Genomic DNA, 16,893 nt, shown 5'->3' with positions numbered 1-16,893 from the left:
GCGGTCGGCTGGCGCCACCAGGCCCGGTGACAACACCCCCCGGATCATGCGTACGACAGGGGCACAGAGTCATGCCGGGCCCGGCGACCGTAACCCCGCCCTACGGGGTCACCAGCAAGGTAACGGGGGAGGCCGCCGGTTCGCGCGGGTGTGGATCGTCAGCTCCCGCGCGCGAGGCCGGGGTCGCCGAAGTGGCTCGGGCGAAGCTTGGTGGGCCGCGGCAGTTTTCGCGCGCGAGGCCGGGGTCGCCGAAGTGGCTCGGGCGAAGCTTGGTGGGAATCCGCAGCGCGGTGGGCGGCGGCTTCCTCCAGGGCGGGTCGGCCGTCCACGCCGGCCGGTGGCTCCCTGGGCGGCAGCCGCGATCAGGCTTCTTCTCGGGTCTCTCGCGGCTGGGATTGCGCTGCGCCGTGGTTCACCGGGCCCACGAACGGGTCCGGTGGCCGTGGCGGGGTTGCCCGTGGGCCCACCGGTTGGCGCGTCGGGCAGTCGTCGCCCGGAAGACATCTGCCGGTACCTCCCGGTGGGGGCCACCGACCCAATAGGCTGTGGCACATGGCACAGCTTCTGTTGACCCTGATCGGTGATGACCGGGAGGGCCTGGTCTCGGCCCTGAGTTCCGTGGTGGCGCAGCACGACGGGAACTGGTTGGAGAGCCAGATGGCCCGGCTGGGCGGCAAGTTCGCCGGCGTCGCCCTGGTGGAACTGCCCGACGCCCGCTCCGCCGCGTTCACCGCCGCGGTGGCCAGCGTGGACGGGCTGGACGTGGCCGTCACCCCCGCCCTGGACAAGGATGAGGAGGCCGGGACCTCCGTCGTGTTGCACCTGGTGGGCAATGACCATCCCGGGATCGTGCGGGACGTCACCGCGGTGCTGGCCGAGCGCGGCATCGGCATCGACGACATGCACACCGCGACCCGTCCCGCCCCGATGGCCGACACGATGCTGTTCGAGGCCACGGCCCAGGTGCGGCTGCCCGAGGGCGTGGCCGTCGACGAGCTGCGCGCTGCCCTGGAGGAGATTGCGGCGGAGCTGATGGTGGACCTGGACTTCGACGAGTCCGTCGACGACGCCTGAGTCCTGCCTCGGCCAGGACCCGGGGCGGCATGTGCGCACCCCCGGGACGGCCCTCGTCGCAATGGGCCCCGGTGGGCTGACCACGAGGCGGCGGAATGACTGCGCAGCGCTTGGGTGTCGGGGCAGCGGTTGGAACTGCTGCCCCGAGCACTTGCGGCTGCGCAGTGGGCCGCGCGTCGGCTGGGCAATGGGATTGCCCACGGTGGGGCTGGGGGCTGCACCGCCGAGCTCGGCAGTGGGGCCGTGCATGGTGGGGCTGTGCCCGGGGCCGCGTCGACTGCTCGGGAGATGCCGTCCTCAGAGCAACAGCTGCCGGGCGGGGTGAAGACAGTAGTCGGCCATGTGGTCAAAGACCTTGCGCAGCTCCACCCGCGCGGGGTCCCGGTAGTAGCCGCGCTGCGCCGCCGGGAAATCCGCCCAGTCGCCGTCGAAGTCGAAGGCCCAGGTGAACATGTCCTTGGGGCGGTCCGCGACGGCGAACAGGCAGCGGAAGCCGTACTTCTCCCGCACCGGCACGATCTGCCGCCAGATCTGCAGGAAGTCATCCCAGCCGCCGACGATGGAATACCGCCGCATGATGGCGATCCGCTCCGGCCGATTACAGCCCCGGAGGGATTCCGCCGTGGCGCGGGTCAGCAGCTCCGGCTCCACCGGCCGCACCAGGTCATTGCGGAAGACGTGCGGCGCGCGCTCGGCGGACAGCGCGCCCCAGCGGGGGTCCAGGGCCAGCGCTGTCTGGGCGTCGGCCGGGTCGTCGTCGTGGGAGTAGAGCCAGGTCAGCTTGGGTTCGGCGTCGGTCTCCACGAAGGCCCGGTGGCTGGTGAAGCCGTACTCGGAGCGCAATGCCAGTTCCCGACGCCAGATCTCCAGGTAGGGGTCCAAGTGGCGCGGTTTGACCGTGAATCGGTGCAGGACAAGGTGGCGGGGCAGGGGCACTCGCTGGGGGAGGGGCAGGGTCTGGGGCGGCTCGGACATGCTCCGATCCTGTCACCGGCCGCCATGGCAGGCCGCCCGGTCCACAACAAATGCGGCAGGTCACTTGTCCAAGGGCCCCGAAGACGGGCTGGTCACATGACCTGCCGCATTTGTTGTGTTGGGGAGGAGAGCTCCGGGAATGAGTGGGCGAGTGCCCTGATTTCCGCTGGGGCGCGCGGGGGAGCTCCAGCGCTCCACGTGGTCCTGGACTCCGCCATTCGCTCCATCGGATGGCGGTCACCGAACAGCTTGGACCAGGGCGTCGATGATCCTCTGAGCGCCCTTCTCAGCCAGAGTGCCGCCAGGTCACGCTCGAAGTAGTCGTGCGGCGGGTGCCGGTTCAGCGGCGGCGGACCCGACGGGCCGCCAACAACGCCAGCGATCGCATGCCGTAGCGCTCCGCGGTGGCGTCGTGCATGTCCACCACCTCGCGCTCCACCCGACGGGTGAAGGCCCCGATCCCCTCGTTGGGTCGGGGCTCCAGCGGGCGGCCAACCACCACGTGCACCGTGCGGCGTGGCCAGCGCGGGAAGCGGGCCTGGGCCGGCCACGCGTCGGCGCAACCCACCAGCGCCACCGGCACGCACGGCACCTTGGCGCTGGAGCACAGCCGGCCGACGCCGGGGGTGAAGGTGGCCATCGCCCCGGTGCGGGAGCGGGTGCCCTCGGGGAAGATCAGCAGCGGGGTGCCGTCCTGCAACAGGGCGGTGGAAAGCCCCTTGTGGTTGCCCTTGTGTGGACGGCCCGGGCGGTCAATCGGGTAGGCATTGAACAGCAGCACGGGGGCCAGCGCGGTGTACCAGTGCAGGAAGAAGTGATCGGCGGCGGCGCCCGCGGCCAGGTTGGTGGTCAGGTGGTCAGGCAGCGCGGCATAGATCAGCGCGGTGTCCAGATGCGACGAGTGGTTGGCCACCACCACGAAGGGCCCGTCGAGCCCCTCCACATTCTCGTGCCCGTGCAGTTCGACGTCGACGGCCACCTTCACCGCCCCGGCCAGCACCGTCTTGCGGACCAGGCGCCGCAGCCCGGCCAGCCTGGGGTCGCGGTAGCGCCGCGGCACGGGGCCTGCGGGGGTGGTGGCGGGCTTCTGCTGACTCATCGGGCCTGTTCCTGCACCTCTTGAGCATGCCAGATTTCGGCGTCGGTTTCGCGTCGGGAATCGTCCGTGGCCGTGGGTAGGTCGCGACGGGACCGGGGTGGCCCTGCGGGCCGAAGTGCCGGCTTGCGAGCTGACGTGCCGGCTTGCGGGCTGGACGGCCGCTCTCCGAGAGAAACAACCATCGCAGGGCAACTGTCCAATGGGCAGGGCGACCGTCCAATGGGGAGGGCAACCGTTCAACGCGCAGGGCACCGGTGCAGAGGATGGCGACCGGGCCGCGGGGCAGTCGTCCACTGGGCAGGGTGCGTGACAGCCGCATCCAGCGGGTCGTGCCCGTGAGCCCCGGCAAGGCCAAGGAGGGTGCGCGGGGTTCGGCTCCGTCGGAAGCGGTTCAGCTGCTGGTTCAGGACTTCGCGCAGCCCTGGGTGCTGACCGGGGTGCGGTAGCCGGCCGCGTTGTCCAGCATCTCGTCGGTGGCGGCGTCGGTCAGGGCATAGCCGGTGGAATGGTCCACCATCGAACGGGCGAAGATGGTGCCGGCCACCTTCCCGTCGGAGGTGAGCAGCGGGCCACCCGAGTTGCCGGGCTGCACCGTGCCGCTGAGGGAATAGACCTGCCGGGTCACGCCCTTGCCGCCGTAGATGTCGTCGCCACCAGCGGTGACGGTGCCGCGGACGCGGGCGGCCTTGACGGTGTAGCCGGCATTCATCGGGAAGCCCGCCACCACCGCGTCCTGCCCCTTCTCCAGGGGGCCCGTGCGCGGCAGCGGCGCTGCGCCCAGCCCCGGCACGTCCAGGATGGCCAGGTCCAGGTCCGGGTTGAAGGCGACGACGGTGGCCTCCAGGCGCTGGCCCACCCCGCCCACTCGCACCGAGGTGTCCCGGGCACCGGCCACGACGTGCGCATTGGTGGCCACCCGGTGGGGTGCCACCACCCAGCCGGTGCCGGTGTGGGTCTGGGAACAGGCGTCGGCATCGGAGGTGATCTTCACGATTCCCGCGGCCGCCCGCCGCACGGCGGTCGTCTTGGCGGCGGCGGTGTCCGGCGCCGGAACCGGAAGCACGGGTTCGGGGGACAGGCCGCTGAAGACCCGGGGGAAGCCGGCCCGGCTGAAGCGGTCGGTGACCTGGCTGGCCCACCGGCCGGCCTGGTCCGGGGTGAGGCCCTCCATCACGGCAACACCCTGGACTGGTTGAGGGTGGCCGCCAGGCTCCGGGGAAGCGACGGGCGCACCGCGCCACCCAGCAGGGTGACGACGATGCTGACCACCAGCATCGACGCCAGCGCGCCCAGCCCGGCATCCAGCCGTCGGGCACTCTGGCCGGAGGCCTGGGCCCGCAGCCGCAAGCCGATCCGGCGCAACAGGGCCTCGCCGAGCTGCGCGGTGACCAGCACGCCGCCGGCCAGCAGCACCACGGGCAGCGGATCCGCCAGCCCGCTGCCCCAGCGGGAGATCAGCCGCGGCACCAGCCACAGCCCGCCCGCGGCGCCCAGCAGGAGCCCGGCCAGCCCCAGGACGCTGACCAGCGCGCCGGTGAGCCAGCCCCGCACGGCATGGCTGACCAGTAGCAGCACCAGGGCCAGGTCCAGCAGGGTGTGGCCGGTCATCGCTTCCTCTCGGGAGTCTGGGAGGTCAGGGGGTGGCATCCATGGTGCCCCGTGATCCTGTGGGGACAATTGTGGAGCCGTCTCGCGTGAGGCCGATTGTGCCGCGGGGTGGGGTCGGCTGCACCAGAATGTCGCGAGTGAGCCACTTGCTTGAACAGCGTTCAATCGCCGAGGAATCCCCCGTCGACACCCCCGGACCGTACTCCCAAGCCCTGCGCATCGAGACCCACGGGATCGACGTGATCTCGGAGGCCGACCGCAAGGGACGCCCCCGCGACATGTTCTGGCCCTGGTGCGCCGGAAACATCACCCTGCTGCAGGTGGCCTGGGGCGCCTACCTGTTGGAGTTCGGCATCTCCTTCGGTCAGGCGCTGCTGGTCAGCCTCGTCGGGGTGGTGGTCAGCTTCTTCATGGTGGGCCTGATCTCCCTGGTGGGGATGCGCGGCTCGGTCCCCACCATGGTGCTGTCCCGCGCCGTCTTCGGCGTGCACGGCAACTTCGTCTCCGGGATGATCGGCTACCTGCTGATGCTGGGCTGGGAGATCATCAACGTCTCGGTGGCGGTGCTCGCGTCGGGAACCATCGCCCAGCGGATGGGCGTCGACGCGGGCCTGGTCAAGGTGGTGGCCTTCGTGGTGGTGGTCACGCTGGTGATGGCCCTGGGCATCCTGGGCTTCGACGCGGTGATGCGCGCCCAGAAACTGTTCAGCTGGCTCACCCTGGCCATGACCGCGGTCTTCATGCTGCTCACCGCGGACCAGCTGCACGTCGGTGAGTTGGGCAAGCACCCGGCCGGCAATGCGTACGCGGTGGTGGGTGCCACCATCATGGTCTTCTGCGCCTTCGGGGCGGGCTGGTTCACCGGCTCGGCCGACTACTCCCGCTACCTGCCGCGCAGCTCGTCGCGCCCCGGGATCGTGGGGTGGACGACGGCGGGTGGTTCGGTGCCCGTCGTGCTGCTGATCGGCTACGGCCTGCTGCTGGTGGGCAGCAATCCCGGCCTGATCGAGCAGATGGCCGCCGACCCGATCGGCACCCTGGCCGCCCTGGCCCCGGTCTGGTTCATGGTGCCCTTCTGGCTGTTCGCGATGGCCGGGCAGATCGCCGGGGCGACGCTGGACCTGTACTCGTCGGGCCTGTGCCTGCTGGCCGTCGGGCTGCCGGTCAAGCGTTGGCAGGCGGCCGCCATCGACGGGATCCTGATGAGCCTGGGGGCGGTCTACGTGGTCTGGTTCGCGCTGGACTTCATGGGGCCGTTCACCGGATTCCTGATCACCCTGGGCGTGCCCGAGGCGGCCTGGGCCGGGATCTTCCTGGCCGACCTGGTGATGGTCCGCTGGCGGGCCGGCTACGACGGGCGTCGGCTGTTCGACGCGTCGAGGCGCGGCTATGGCTCGGTGAAGTGGCAGCCGCTGGCGTTGATGCTGGTCTGCTGCGTGCTCGGCTTCGGGCTGGTCACCAACAACTACGCCGGTTGGCTGGGTTGGCAGGGCTACCTGCTGGGACCGCTGGGCTTCGGCGGCCGCGACGGAGTCTGGGCGCACACCTCGATCGGTGTGGTGATCGCCCTGGTGGTGGCCTTCCTGGCCTACCTACCGCTGGCCCGACAGGTGGCGGGGGGAGTAGCCGGGAAACCCGAAGTCATCCCCCGGGCGGTCACAGGTGGTGCTGCCTCAGCGGGTGCTGCCTCAGTCGGTGGGGCGGCCGCGCAGCCGCTTGGTCTCCGAGCGTCTCTTCTTGGCCTCCAGCCGGCGACGGACCGAGCCGCGCGACGGCTTGGTGGCCCGACGGCTGGGTGGCGGCGGCGACAGGGCGTCGCGGAGCAGGGCCGCCATCCGTTCCCGGGCGGCGGCCCGGTTGCGTCGCTGGTGGCGGTGCTCGCTGGCGTCGATCCGTAGCAGGCTTCCGTCCAGTCGGCCGGCAAGGCTGGTCAGCAGCCGTTCCCGCTGCCGCTCGGTGAAGGCCGTGGAGGCGGCCAGGTCAAGGGTGAGCTGGACCCGGGAGTCGGTGGTGTTCACGCCCTGCCCGCCCGGCCCGCCGGAACGGCTGAACCGTTCGGACAGCTCCGCCTCGGGCACCACCAGGCCCTGCGGCACGCCCGGCCCCGGGGCAATCACCAGATCCATGTCACTCCTTCCGGTCCAGTCTGGCAGCCCACCGATGGCTGCTGCACCCGGATTTCCGGGAACCAACCGCCAGAATCCGGCCTTCCGACCGTCCGTTGCGCGGGCGGAGGGCCGGGCCCGGCAACTGGCGGCCGCTCTTCGGAATCGGGAGCTGGCGGCCGCATAGGATCAAGCCATGTGGTACCCGCCCAAGCTCCCTGGGACCAGTGAGAGCAAGGTTCCCGGCGAGCGTTCCCAGGCGTGGATGGCCGCGCTGGGGACGGGTTTCCTGTTTGGTGGGGCCGCGCTGGGGCTGGGCATCCTGGCCTGGCGCGACGAGGCGTCGGGCAGTTATGACCTTGATGCCCGTCGGGCCCTGTTGCTGGTGATCGGGACCACCTTCATGACCATCGGCACCATGGCCCTGCACGAGCTGCTGCACGGTCTGGGAATGGCGGCCCTTCGTGCCCGGCCGCGGTTCGGCGCCGGCATGATGTCACCCGGGTTGCCCTACCTCTACACCACCTGTGAGGGGCACCGGTTCACCCGTCGGCAGTACATCGCCGTGGCCGCCCTGCCCAATGTGGCGGTCAATCTGGGCCTGTTGGTGATGCTGGCCGTCGGGCCCAATCCCGCGTGGTGGGTGCTGCCCTTCGCGCTGCACCTGTCCGGTGGGGTGGGCGACGCCTGGCTCTGCTGGGCCGCGCTGACCGAGCCGCCCGGAACCCTGGTGGAGGACCAGCGTGCCGGGGTCCGGGTGCACCGCCCCCAAGCCCCCGCCTGAGCAGACCTCGGCCCCGCCGGGGCATTCCAACTCTGCGACGGCGCACCCAGGTCTGCGACGGGCATTGGCAGGTCTTCGACGGGCATCGCCAGGTTCCCGCCCGACGCCCGAGTTCCCGACTGCCCTCACCCCTGGCCAAGTGCGGATGGGGCACACCGATGGGGCGTGGGGACGGGGCGCGTGGAGGGGATGGGCGGCGTGCCGGTCGGCTCGTCAGCCGCCGATCTCGGCCAGGTTCTGCTGCATCTGCTCCGCCGTCAATGCCCCGACGTGGCTCTTGCGCAGGACGCCTTCACCGTCGATGAAGAAGTGCGACGGGATCCCGATGGAGCGGTAGCGGGAGGCCAGCTCGGTGTTGGGGTCGCTCACCATGGGGAAGCTCAGGTTGAGCCGGTTGGCATAGCCGCGCACCGTGGCCGCATCCTCCTTGATGAAGACCGCCAGCACCGTGACGCCCTTGGGCTTGCCGGCCTGCCACGCGGCCTCGATGTCCGGGGCCTCCGCGCGGCAGGCGGTGCACCACGTCGCCCCGAAGGTGATCCACACCGGCTTGCCCTTCAGAGAGGCCAGCGAGACCTGCTTGCCGTCCATCGTGGTCGCGGTGAAGCCGGGCGCGGGCTGGCCCACCTCGGGGGCCGAGCCGCTCTGGTCACCCTCCAGCGTGACCGACTGCGCGCCCCCGGTCCCCCCGGAGCCTCCCGCGGCGGGTTCGGAATCGGAGCGGTTCACCAGCCACGCGCCGGTCAGCACTACGGCCAGGGTGGTGCCCAGCACGGCCAGGCTGCCGACCTTGCTCTGCCGCAGCCGGGCGCGCCAGTCCCCCGACGTGGCGGCCGGGTCGCCAGGATGCTGCTCGGGATGTGGTTCGGTGGCGTGCTGCTCGGTGGCGTGCTGCTCGGACATCTGGTGCTGCTCCCTCGGGATGTGGGCTCGGGTGGAAGAAGGACCGAGCCCGTCGTCGTCACCACCAACGGTGGCAGATCCGGCGACGGGCTCGGGCGGTCAGGTCAGGCGTAGGAGTGCATGCCGCCGAAGAAGTGGTTGCCCAGGAAGGTGAACAGGATGGCGACGAAGCCCAGGATCAGCAGGAAGGCGGAGCGGTTGCCCTGCCAGCCCTTGGTGACCCGGGCGTGGATGTAGGCGCCGTAGATCAGCCAGGTGACCAGGGCGGCGGTCTCCTTGGGGTCCCAGCTCCAGTACTTGCCCCAGGCGGTGTTGGCCCAGATGGCGCCCTGGATATTCATCATGGTCAGCAGCGGGAAGCTGAAGACGACGGCGCGGTAGCCCAGCTCGTCCAGCCGCTCCCGGCTGGGCAGGCTGGCCCAGTTAACCTTCGGCTTGAGCAGGTAGAGGATGCCCGCGGCCGAGGCGACGCCGCCCGCGCCGTAGCCCAGCACCGCCAGGAAGACGTGCACGGTCAGCATGAAGGGGCTCTGCAGGGCCGGCATCAGCGGTTTGGTGATGTCATCCCGGGTGGCGGCGTAGATCAGGACGGCCAGCGCCATCGGCAGCAGCGCGATGCCCAGTGCCCGGGCCTGGTGGCGCCGCTCGAAGTAGACGTAGAAGGCCAGCATCCCCCAGCCGAAGGCACAGGCGAACTCGTACTGGTTGGAGAAGGGGGCGTGCTTCACCACGATCGCCCGGCAGACCAGGCTGATGGTCATCAGCACGGCGGCGGCCAGGGTCAGCTGGCTGCCGTACCAGGCCACCCCGCGGCTGGGTGCGGCGACGCTGACATTCGGCCCGCCGGCGGTGGCCAGCACGGCCCCCCGACGAGAGGTGGTCAGCCCGGCCAGGAAGGCGACGGCGGCCAGCCCCACCAGGGCGACGGCTGCGATGAGGCAGTACTTCGAGATCTCAAGCATGGGTGCTCCCGGTAGTGGTGAGGTGGTTGGTGGAGTGCGCGTCGGTCCCGGCGCCGGACGGCTCCGGATCCGCGTCGAGGTCCTTGCCGCCCAGCGAATCGACGAAGCGGGTCACCTCATTCTCGAACAGGGTGTCGTGCTTGTCCGGGGAGGCCACCCGGACCTGGTTGCCGTCGGTCCCGGGGTGGATCCGGATCCACAACCGCTGGTGACGGAAGAACATGGTGCAGATCATCCCCAGCACCAGCAGCAGCGATCCCAGCCAGACCAGCGGGGCGCCGTTGTCCTTGCTGACCATCAGGCCGGTGAACTGGCGCTCCCGGTTGAAGGTCATCTGCAGCTCGCCAACCTGGGCCGGCTTGCCCTGGCTGATCACCTGGCTGTCGACGGGCTCATTGCTGTCCGCCGGGTAGAGCTCCACCAGCACCTGGCCGGGGCCGATCCGGGCGTCGGTCTGACCCGAGGCCGGGGCGACGACGTAGAGCTGCATCCCATTGGGCAGGGTGGTCTTGCCGTAGTTCTGGGTCTCGTCCTGGGTCTGGTACTGCAGGGCGACGCCGTTGTGCATCAGCTCGGCACCCTTGCTGTCCTTGACCGTCAGGTCGGCGGCAAAGCCGAAGTAGGACTGGTTGAACATCACCCGGTCATGCTTCAGCGCCGCATTGACCCGCAGGGTGTGTTCCTTGATCTTCTGCCCGTCCTTGTAGAGCACCACCTCGGAGGCGTAGTCCATCGGGCTGCCGTCGTCGTGGTAGCTGTCGGTGAAGCTCTTGGCCTCGATCGACAGGCCGGTGCCGTGCCCGACGGCCTGCGGCCCCATCCCGACCGGCACGGTGAACTGGTCCTCGTGGAAGCCGGTGTTGTTGGTCACCAGCACGCCCAGCAGGATCAGGCAGAAGGCGGCGTGGGCGAAGGCGGTGCCTAGGGGCATCCACCGGTTGCGGTCGGCGTACAGGTTCAGCCCGTCGGCCGAATCATCCTGGATGATCCGGAAGCGCTTGTGGGCCAGCTTGCCGCGAGCCTCCTCCAGCAGGGCCTGGGCGTCGCCGCTGACGACGGTGCTGCGATGGGTGCGGGCGTGGTCGAAGAAGCCCTCCCGCACGTGGGTGTGCGGCTTGGTGGCATTGCGCCACAGCGTGGGCAGCCGGTGGGTGGTGCAGGCGATGATGCTGAGCACCAGCAGGATGTTGATGATCCGGAAGGGCCAGGAGCTGAACATGTGGAAGACGCCCAGGAAGCTCAGCGGCATGGTCCAGCCGCGGTACTTGGGCTGCACGCTCTCCAGAAAGGAGGCGTACTTGGCCGGGTCGGCCCGCACCTCGGCCGGCACCTGGGTGAACAGGGCGCCCAGCAGGGAGAGCAGTGCCATGGCGAAGATCAGCCACAGCCCGAAGCGCTTGTTGTAGAAGAGCCGGTAGATCCGACGAAACATCTCGGCGGGGCTGATGTCGGCACCGGTGTCGGGGGCCGCCCCGGGGGGTGACTTCACGGCTGTGCTCATGGTGTCTTCCTCATACTCCGAAGGCGGAAAGCCTGCTGAACTGGTTGGTGATGACCAGGAATCCGGTGAGCACCAGCAGCGCTCCCGAGACCAACTGGACGGCGGTTTCATGCCGGGTGAACCAGGCGAGCTTCTCGCTCACCCAGCCGGCTCCCAGCGCGACGGCGACGAAGGGCAGGCCGAGCCCCAGGCTGTAGGCCACCAGCAGCAGGCTGCCCTGGGCCAGGCCGCCCTGCTGCAGCGCGAGGCTGATGATGGCGCCCAGCATGGGCCCGATGCACGGGCTCCAGCCGGCCCCGAAGGCCAGGCCCAGCAGCAGTGAGCGACGGACGCTGGGGGCCTGGGCGCCGCGCCCGGAACGCGGGCCGCCGAAGGAGCGGGACAGGAAGGGGATCTCCACCAGCCGCGCCACGTGCAGGCCCATCACCACCAGCACCAGCCCGCCGACCCAGCGGATGGTCTCCCGGTTGGCGGCGACGGCCCAGCCGAAGGCGCCGATGGCCGCGTAGATCCCGGTGAAGACCACGCTGAAACCCAGCACGAAGGCCAGGGACTGCCTCAGGGCCGTCGCACGGGTGCGCTCAGCCTCGTCGACGCCCGCCAGGTAGCCCACGTAGACGGGCACGATCGGCAGGAAGCACGGCGAGGTGAAGCTGACGATGCCCGCCAGCAGCGCAACCGGGACGGTGAGGTCGGCCATGGCTCAGCGCGAGGAACTGGCCGACGGGTTGGTCGACGGATTCGCGGAGACCGGGGCGGAGGCCTTGCCGGAGGCGGCGGCGCTGGCCGACGCACTGGGGGCCTTGAGGTGGGACTTCACCGTCTCGGCCAGGCCGGTCGTCGGGTCGATCTCCACCACCGTGGCCCAGGCCTCGCGGGCCTTGTCCATGTTGTTCTGGCTCAGGTACAGGAAGCCCAGGTTGTAGAAGGTCTCCTGCCGCTTCGGGTCCAGCGTGGCGGCCCGCTTCCAGGAGATCTCGGCATCCTTCAGGTTGGCCCCGTTGAACTGCGCGACGCCCAGCGCCAGCCACGCGGTGGCGTCCTTGGGAGTGACCTGGGTGACCCGCTGCTGCCAGGCGGCCGCCTTGTCATACTCGCCGGCGCCGTCATAGATCTGCCCCAGCGCCTTCATGGACAGCACGTCCTTGGGGTCCTTCTTGATCTTCTCCTCCAGGGTGGCCACCATCTGTGGGTCCACCGGCTTGGGGGTGCTCTTGACCTGGGCTCCAGCGGAGGCCGACGCGGCGGCCTGGGCGTTGGGCTCCTGGGGTTGGCCGCCCATCAGGTAGACCCCCACCACAACGGCGGCGCTGGCGGCGGCCAGGGAGACGGGCATGAGCCAGCCGCGCTTGCGGGGCGGGTTGATCTTCACCGGCGTGGCGGCCGTGGCCGTGGGGGCGTTGGTCTCCTCGTCGAGGCCCAGCAGGGAGAAGTCCTCCGCCACCTCCGGGGCCACGTCGCTGGCCGCGGGAGTGCCCTCGACGGCGGCCCGGGCGAGCCGCAGCTGTCGGGTGGCCCAGGGCTGCAATTCCTCGGGCGCCTGCTGCAGGTAATTCACCAGGGCGTCGTGCGTGGTGGTGAGTTGCGCGGGGGTGGCGCCCGCGGGCAGACCGAAATAGCGTTCGGCGCCGGTGGCCTGGTCTGGCGTTGTCATCTGCGTCTCCCAAGGGGGTTCTGGTCTGGCCGCCCAGCCTGGTCCCCAGGGCCGCGCCGCCGAATACTCGGCCCGCCGCATCACTCGGTTAGATACGGAATCCGGGTTGAATATTCCATTGCGGCTCACTGTAGCTGGGGCCTCCCGGACGACGAGAACGGGGGGTGGACTTTACGTCCACCCCCCGTTCGGGGCTGTCGGTCAGCGGTTGTGTACTACCGGCTGGAGCTCGCGCTCGGAGCAGGCGTCCCGGTGGTGCCCGGCAGGGTGCTGGGCAGTGCCGACGGGGCGGTGCTGGCGGCCGGGGAGGCGCTGGCGGAGGCGGCCGCAGCAGCGGCCTTCTTCTTGGCCTCCTCCCACTTCTTCGCACCCTCGGCGCTCAGCGGCAGCGGCTTCGGGTTGGAGGCCTTGCCGAGCAGGGCCAGCTGGCCCTGGCGGGCGGCATTGGTGGCCTCGGCCAGGATCTGCTGGCTGTACGCCGGGGCGTGGAAGCCGTTGGAGTTCTCGCTCTCCGAGTAGTCCAGGTAGAAGCTGGCCTTGCGCTGGTAGAGGCGGGCCTCGTCCAGCCGGGCCTTGTCGACGCCGGACTTCTGGGCCTTCTCGATGTCGGTGATCAGCTCATCGACGGCGGTGTAGGTCTCGTCCATCGTCTTGTGGAAGCGGTTCTGGATGGTGGAGACGCGCTCCTTCATCTCCTTCTCGCTGGCCTTGTGGCAGGTCTGGCAGGAGGCATTGACGTCGAGCATCGGGCTGCGGACCTGGTGTTCGCTGACCTTGGTGGCACCCTGCCGCTTGTACGGCATGTGGCAGTCGGCGCAGGAGACGCCGGCCTTGGCGTGGATGCCATTGCTCCAGGTCTCGAAGTCCGGGTGCTGGGCCTTCAGGCCCGGCATGCCGGTGGTCTTGTGCGTCCAGTCCACGTGGTCGGTGCTGTCCTCGAACTCGTTCTCGATGGTCAGGCCCTTGCTCCACGGGAAGGTGAGGGTCTTCTTGTCACCCTTGAAGTAGTACTCGACGTGGCACTGGCCGCACACGAAGGAACGCATCTCCTGCGGGGTTGCGTCCTTGTTGACGTCGTAGTCCTTGATGCCCTGGCTGGCCTTGTACTCCTTGATGCCGGTGATGAAGGCCGGCTTGGTGACGCGCAGGGACATGTCCTTGGGGTCATGGCAGTCGATGCAGGAGATCGGGTGCTTGAACTTGCCCTGGATGTCCATGTACTTGGCGTGGTTCGTCTCGTCGAAGCCCTTCATGATGTCACCGCCGCCGATCTCCTTGAAGACCGTGTAGGTGGAGGCGTGGCAGTTGATGCAGGCGCCGGGCTGCGGGAAGTCGGTCATCCGCTTGGTGTACAGCTGGTCCTCCAGCATGTAGGCGTGGCCGCGGGCCTCGCGGTAGTCCGTCGCGAAGGCATAGCCGGCCCACACCTTGCGCAGCCGCGGTTCCTTGTCCAGCTCCTGCGCGGCGGTGAAGGTGCGCGGATCCTTGGCGTCGGGCGTGTGCGGCGTCTTGTTGGAGCCGCCAAACTCGGTGGCCTCCATCTCCGCGGTCTTCTTGTACATCTCGTACTGGATGGGGAAGTTCTTGCCCCACTCGGCCGGGTCCACCGTGGTGTCGGTGAGCTCGACGGCCTTGAAGTAGGTGTCCTTGGCTTCCGTCTGCTTCTTCGCGACGTCCACCAGCAACGCCGCGATCACCAGGGTGACCAGCAGGCTGCCCAGGACCAGCGCGCCAAGCAACAGCTTGGTGCGGCGCTTTGGCTCGTGCGGGGGCACTGTGCTGTGCTCAGCGGTACTCATGGCAGTTCACTTCCTGTGACCGACTTCACTGTGGCATTTCGTGCACGACACCTGGGTGTCGTGGTTGCGCGTCATCTGGATGTCCTTGGTCAAGTCCTGATGGCAGTTCAGGCAGTTGGCCTCGGCGACCTTCATGTTGACGTCGCGGATCTTGATGTTCTCCGGGTACCAGCCGGTGGAGAACTTCAACCCGTGCAGGAATCCGTCCTCCGCCTTCACCCAGTACTTGTGCACGACGTTGTCGTGCGGCAGGTGGCAGTCATTGCAGGTGGCCACCGCGTGGTGGCTGCCCGCCTTCCACGCGTTGTACTCCTCGTTCATCGCGTGGCAGTTGTTGCACGTCTTGGGATCGGTGCCGAAGTAGGACAGGCCCTTCGCGAAGACGAAGGTGTAGACCCCCAGACCGATCACTGCACCGATCGCGATGGCGAGTAGCGACAGGACAATCGTCTTCATGTCGGCGTACTTCTTGACCGTCTCGACGATGCCACCTCCTGCCATCGTGCACCTCCTGCTCAGGCCCGCTGCCGGCTCCCGGGGTCGGGACGGCAGACATGGCACCCAGTAGTGACATATTCCCGGCTTTCGGGAGGCAAAAACATCCCTCGGTGGATAGAACTTCGGTACATACGACCCGTCGTAGTGCACAGTGTCCGGCCAAGTCAGGGCCGGAATGCACGGGTGTGTCGGGGTGGATGGCGCGGGCCGTGACGAGGGACTGGCGCGCGGGGCGTGACGCGGGGTCAGCGGGTGTGCTGGCGGGGGGCGCCCAGGCCCTTGCGCACGATGTAGGCCGCGGCCTGGATGCGGTTGTCCATGTGCAGCTTGCGCAGCGCATTGTGGACGTGGTTCTTCACGGTGCCCTCGGTGATGGACAGCCGGTTGCCGATCTCCCGGTTGCTCAGCCCGCCGGCCACCAGCTGCAGGATCTCCAGCTCCCGCTGGCTCAGCTCCTGCCGCGGCTCGGTGGCGGTGGCGACGGAGCGTGGGGTGGGGCCCTGGCCGCGCAGTTCGGCCAGCAGCCGGCCCACCAGGGCGGGGGCGAAGGGGGATTCGCCGCGCATCACCTGGCGGAAGGTCTCGAATAGCTCGTCGGGATGCATGTCCTTGAGCAGGTAACCGTGCACGCCTTGTCGGACGGCCGGCAGCAGGTACTCGTCGTCCTCGCTGACGGTGAGCAGCACCACCTTGGTGGCGGGCAGGTCCTCCAGGATCCGGCCCGCGGCCTCGACACCATTCATCACCGGCATCTCCACGTCCATCAGCACCACGTCGGGCTGCAGCTCGTGGGCCAGCTCGACGCCCTCCAGGCCATTGCTGGCCTGGCCCACCACCTGCAGGTCCGGTTGGGCGTCGATCAGCGTGGCAATGGCGCGCCGAAACAGTGGCTGGTCGTCCACCAGCAGGATCCGGATCGGTACGGTCCGGGAGGCATCCGGGGCGGGGGCTGGGGTCAGGGGTGGGTTCACCGGGCGCCCCGTCCGCTCAGTGCGGGGGTGTGGGCCTCGTCGCGCGGCAGGTCGACGACCACCCGGGTGCCCTCGCCGGGGGCGGAAGCGACGCTGAACCGGCCGCCCAGGTCTTCCACCCGCTCGCGCATGGTGTGCAGGCCATAGCTGTCCTGCCGGCCGGGCAGCGACGGGTCGAATCCCCGCCCGTCGTCGCGGACCTCGACCCGGGTGTGTCCGCCGTCCGCGCGCAGCAGCACCCGGGCGTGGCTGGCGCCGGAGTGCTTGCGCACATTGGTCAGCGCCTCCTGCACCACTCGGGAGAGCTGCAGCTCGTGGCTGCTGGGGATCGTGGGGGCATCGTCGGCCAGCTCCAGCGAGAGCTCGGCCGGGATCCCACTGGAGCGTGACCAGGAGCTGAGGAAGCGTTCGATGCCCTCGATGAAGCCGCGGTCCGCGCGCCCGGCCTCGCGCAGACCCAGGATCGCCTCCCGGACGTCGCGGCAGGACTCCTGGCACAGGTCGGCCAGCTCGCCGAGTTCCCCGCGCACCTGCGGCAGCCCCGCCAGCTCCGGATCGCACTCCAGACTGCGCAGCTTCAGGTGGGCGACGGACAGGACCTGGGCCAGGGAGTCATGCATCTCCCGGGCGATCCGCTCGCGCTCCTCCAGGACGGCACTGTGCCGTTCGGCCGCCAGGGCACGGTCCTGCAGTGTGACCAGCTGGCTGTACCCCCGCTCCAGGAGGGCGAAGACCACCCGGCTGAAGACCACCACCGCGAGGGCGCCCACCAGCCCGGCGATCACGTGGATGGTGCTGGGCCACAACAGCGGCAGGGCGGCGACGAAGGCCACCGGCACAACGATCGAGAGCAGCCGTAGGCGTCGCAGCCAGCGCTCCAGATCCTGTCGGCTGGCAGGCGTGGACGCCTCGCGTGCGCTCACCTGTCCACCTCCTCGATCCAGGGCATGTCATCGGGTG

Annotated in this window: 16 protein-coding genes and 1 pseudogene; 3 read left to right on the top strand and 14 right to left on the bottom strand. The window is 69.5% G+C overall.

The features are described 5' to 3' along the window. Nucleotides 1–552: 552 nt before the first annotated feature. Nucleotides 553–1,074, top strand: coding sequence for a glycine cleavage system protein R (locus tag AAEX60_RS13125; protein WP_342104008.1), 522 nt, complete (start codon nt 553–555; stop codon nt 1,072–1,074). A 297-nt stretch (nt 1,075–1,371) separates the two neighbouring features. Here the strand turns inward: AAEX60_RS13125 and AAEX60_RS13120 are convergent, their stop codons facing one another. From AAEX60_RS13120 to AAEX60_RS13105, 4 genes are all read right to left on the bottom strand, one after another. Further along, the gene (locus AAEX60_RS13120) at nt 1,372–2,049 is read right to left on the bottom strand and encodes a hypothetical protein (protein WP_342104007.1); all 678 of its coding nucleotides are present in this window, start codon (nt 2,047–2,049) and stop codon (nt 1,372–1,374) included. A gap of 340 nt (nt 2,050–2,389) precedes the next feature. Next, entirely contained in the window at nt 2,390–3,148 is a 759-nt protein-coding gene (locus AAEX60_RS13115) for a lysophospholipid acyltransferase family protein (protein WP_342104006.1), read from the bottom strand. 403 nt (nt 3,149–3,551) lie between these two features. Continuing rightward, complete coding sequence (locus tag AAEX60_RS13110; RefSeq protein WP_342104014.1) at nt 3,552–4,319, bottom strand: MarP family serine protease; 768 nt, start codon at nt 4,317–4,319, stop codon at nt 3,552–3,554. Beyond that, nucleotides 4,319–4,756: a CvpA family protein gene (locus AAEX60_RS13105; RefSeq protein WP_342104005.1), complete on the bottom strand. Its 438-nt coding sequence runs from the start codon at nt 4,754–4,756 to the stop codon at nt 4,319–4,321. Before AAEX60_RS13105 ends, AAEX60_RS13110 begins: the two co-directional genes overlap by 1 nt. 41 nt (nt 4,757–4,797) lie before the next feature. Here AAEX60_RS13105 and AAEX60_RS13100 point away from each other — a divergent pair. Continuing rightward, a pseudogene (locus AAEX60_RS13100) lies at nt 4,798–6,201 on the top strand (purine-cytosine permease family protein); the annotation flags it as partial. Nucleotides 6,202–6,444: 243 nt separating this feature from the next. Here AAEX60_RS13100 and arfB read toward each other — a convergent pair. Beyond that, nucleotides 6,445–6,882, bottom strand: coding sequence for an alternative ribosome rescue aminoacyl-tRNA hydrolase ArfB (gene arfB, locus AAEX60_RS13095; RefSeq protein WP_342104004.1), 438 nt, complete (start codon nt 6,880–6,882; stop codon nt 6,445–6,447). Between the two features lie 175 nt (nt 6,883–7,057). Between arfB and AAEX60_RS13090 the strand changes: the two genes are divergently transcribed. Then, a complete protein-coding gene (locus tag AAEX60_RS13090; protein WP_342104003.1) occupies nt 7,058–7,645 on the top strand; it encodes a DUF3267 domain-containing protein in 588 nt (195 codons plus the stop codon). 213 nt (nt 7,646–7,858) lie between these two features. On the opposite strand, the gene AAEX60_RS13085 is transcribed toward AAEX60_RS13090, so the two are convergent. From AAEX60_RS13085 to AAEX60_RS13045, 9 genes are all read right to left on the bottom strand, one after another. Further along, nucleotides 7,859–8,548, bottom strand: coding sequence for a TlpA family protein disulfide reductase (locus tag AAEX60_RS13085; RefSeq protein WP_342104002.1), 690 nt, complete (start codon nt 8,546–8,548; stop codon nt 7,859–7,861). A 104-nt stretch (nt 8,549–8,652) separates the two neighbouring features. Beyond that, nucleotides 8,653–9,510: a c-type cytochrome biogenesis protein CcsB gene (ccsB, locus tag AAEX60_RS13080; RefSeq protein ID WP_342104001.1), complete on the bottom strand. Its 858-nt coding sequence runs from the start codon at nt 9,508–9,510 to the stop codon at nt 8,653–8,655. Beyond that, complete coding sequence (locus AAEX60_RS13075) at nt 9,503–11,011, bottom strand: cytochrome c biogenesis protein ResB (RefSeq protein ID WP_342104000.1); 1,509 nt, start codon at nt 11,009–11,011, stop codon at nt 9,503–9,505. Before AAEX60_RS13075 ends, ccsB begins: the two co-directional genes overlap by 8 nt. A gap of 10 nt (nt 11,012–11,021) precedes the next feature. Further along, complete coding sequence (locus AAEX60_RS13070; RefSeq protein WP_342103999.1) at nt 11,022–11,711, bottom strand: cytochrome c biogenesis CcdA family protein; 690 nt, start codon at nt 11,709–11,711, stop codon at nt 11,022–11,024. Between the two features lie 3 nt (nt 11,712–11,714). After that, a complete protein-coding gene (locus AAEX60_RS13065; RefSeq protein WP_342103998.1) occupies nt 11,715–12,665 on the bottom strand; it encodes a tetratricopeptide repeat protein in 951 nt (316 codons plus the stop codon). 215 nt (nt 12,666–12,880) lie between these two features. Beyond that, the gene (locus AAEX60_RS13060) at nt 12,881–14,464 is read right to left on the bottom strand and encodes an ammonia-forming cytochrome c nitrite reductase subunit c552 (RefSeq protein WP_342103997.1); all 1,584 of its coding nucleotides are present in this window, start codon (nt 14,462–14,464) and stop codon (nt 12,881–12,883) included. 6 nt (nt 14,465–14,470) lie between these two features. Further along, nucleotides 14,471–14,965 carry a cytochrome c nitrite reductase small subunit gene (nrfH, locus tag AAEX60_RS13055; protein ID WP_342103996.1) on the bottom strand — a complete coding sequence of 165 codons (495 nt, stop codon included), beginning with the start codon at nt 14,963–14,965 and terminating at the stop codon, nt 14,471–14,473. Nucleotides 14,966–15,207: 242 nt separating this feature from the next. Beyond that, nucleotides 15,208–15,933 carry a response regulator transcription factor gene (locus AAEX60_RS13050; RefSeq protein WP_342103995.1) on the bottom strand — a complete coding sequence of 242 codons (726 nt, stop codon included), beginning with the start codon at nt 15,931–15,933 and terminating at the stop codon, nt 15,208–15,210. Beyond that, the gene (locus tag AAEX60_RS13045) at nt 15,930–16,856 is read right to left on the bottom strand and encodes a sensor histidine kinase (RefSeq protein WP_342103994.1); all 927 of its coding nucleotides are present in this window, start codon (nt 16,854–16,856) and stop codon (nt 15,930–15,932) included. The genes AAEX60_RS13050 and AAEX60_RS13045 overlap by 4 nt, the downstream gene beginning before the upstream one ends. Between the last annotated feature and the right edge of the window lie 37 nt (nt 16,857–16,893).

It is taken from the genome of Luteococcus sp. H101 (assembly GCF_038433155.1).
Classification (GTDB): Bacteria; Actinomycetota; Actinomycetes; order Propionibacteriales; family Propionibacteriaceae; genus Luteococcus.
The sequence above is the reverse complement of the archived record's forward strand: the minus strand, read 5'-3'. Positions and strand labels throughout refer to the sequence as shown.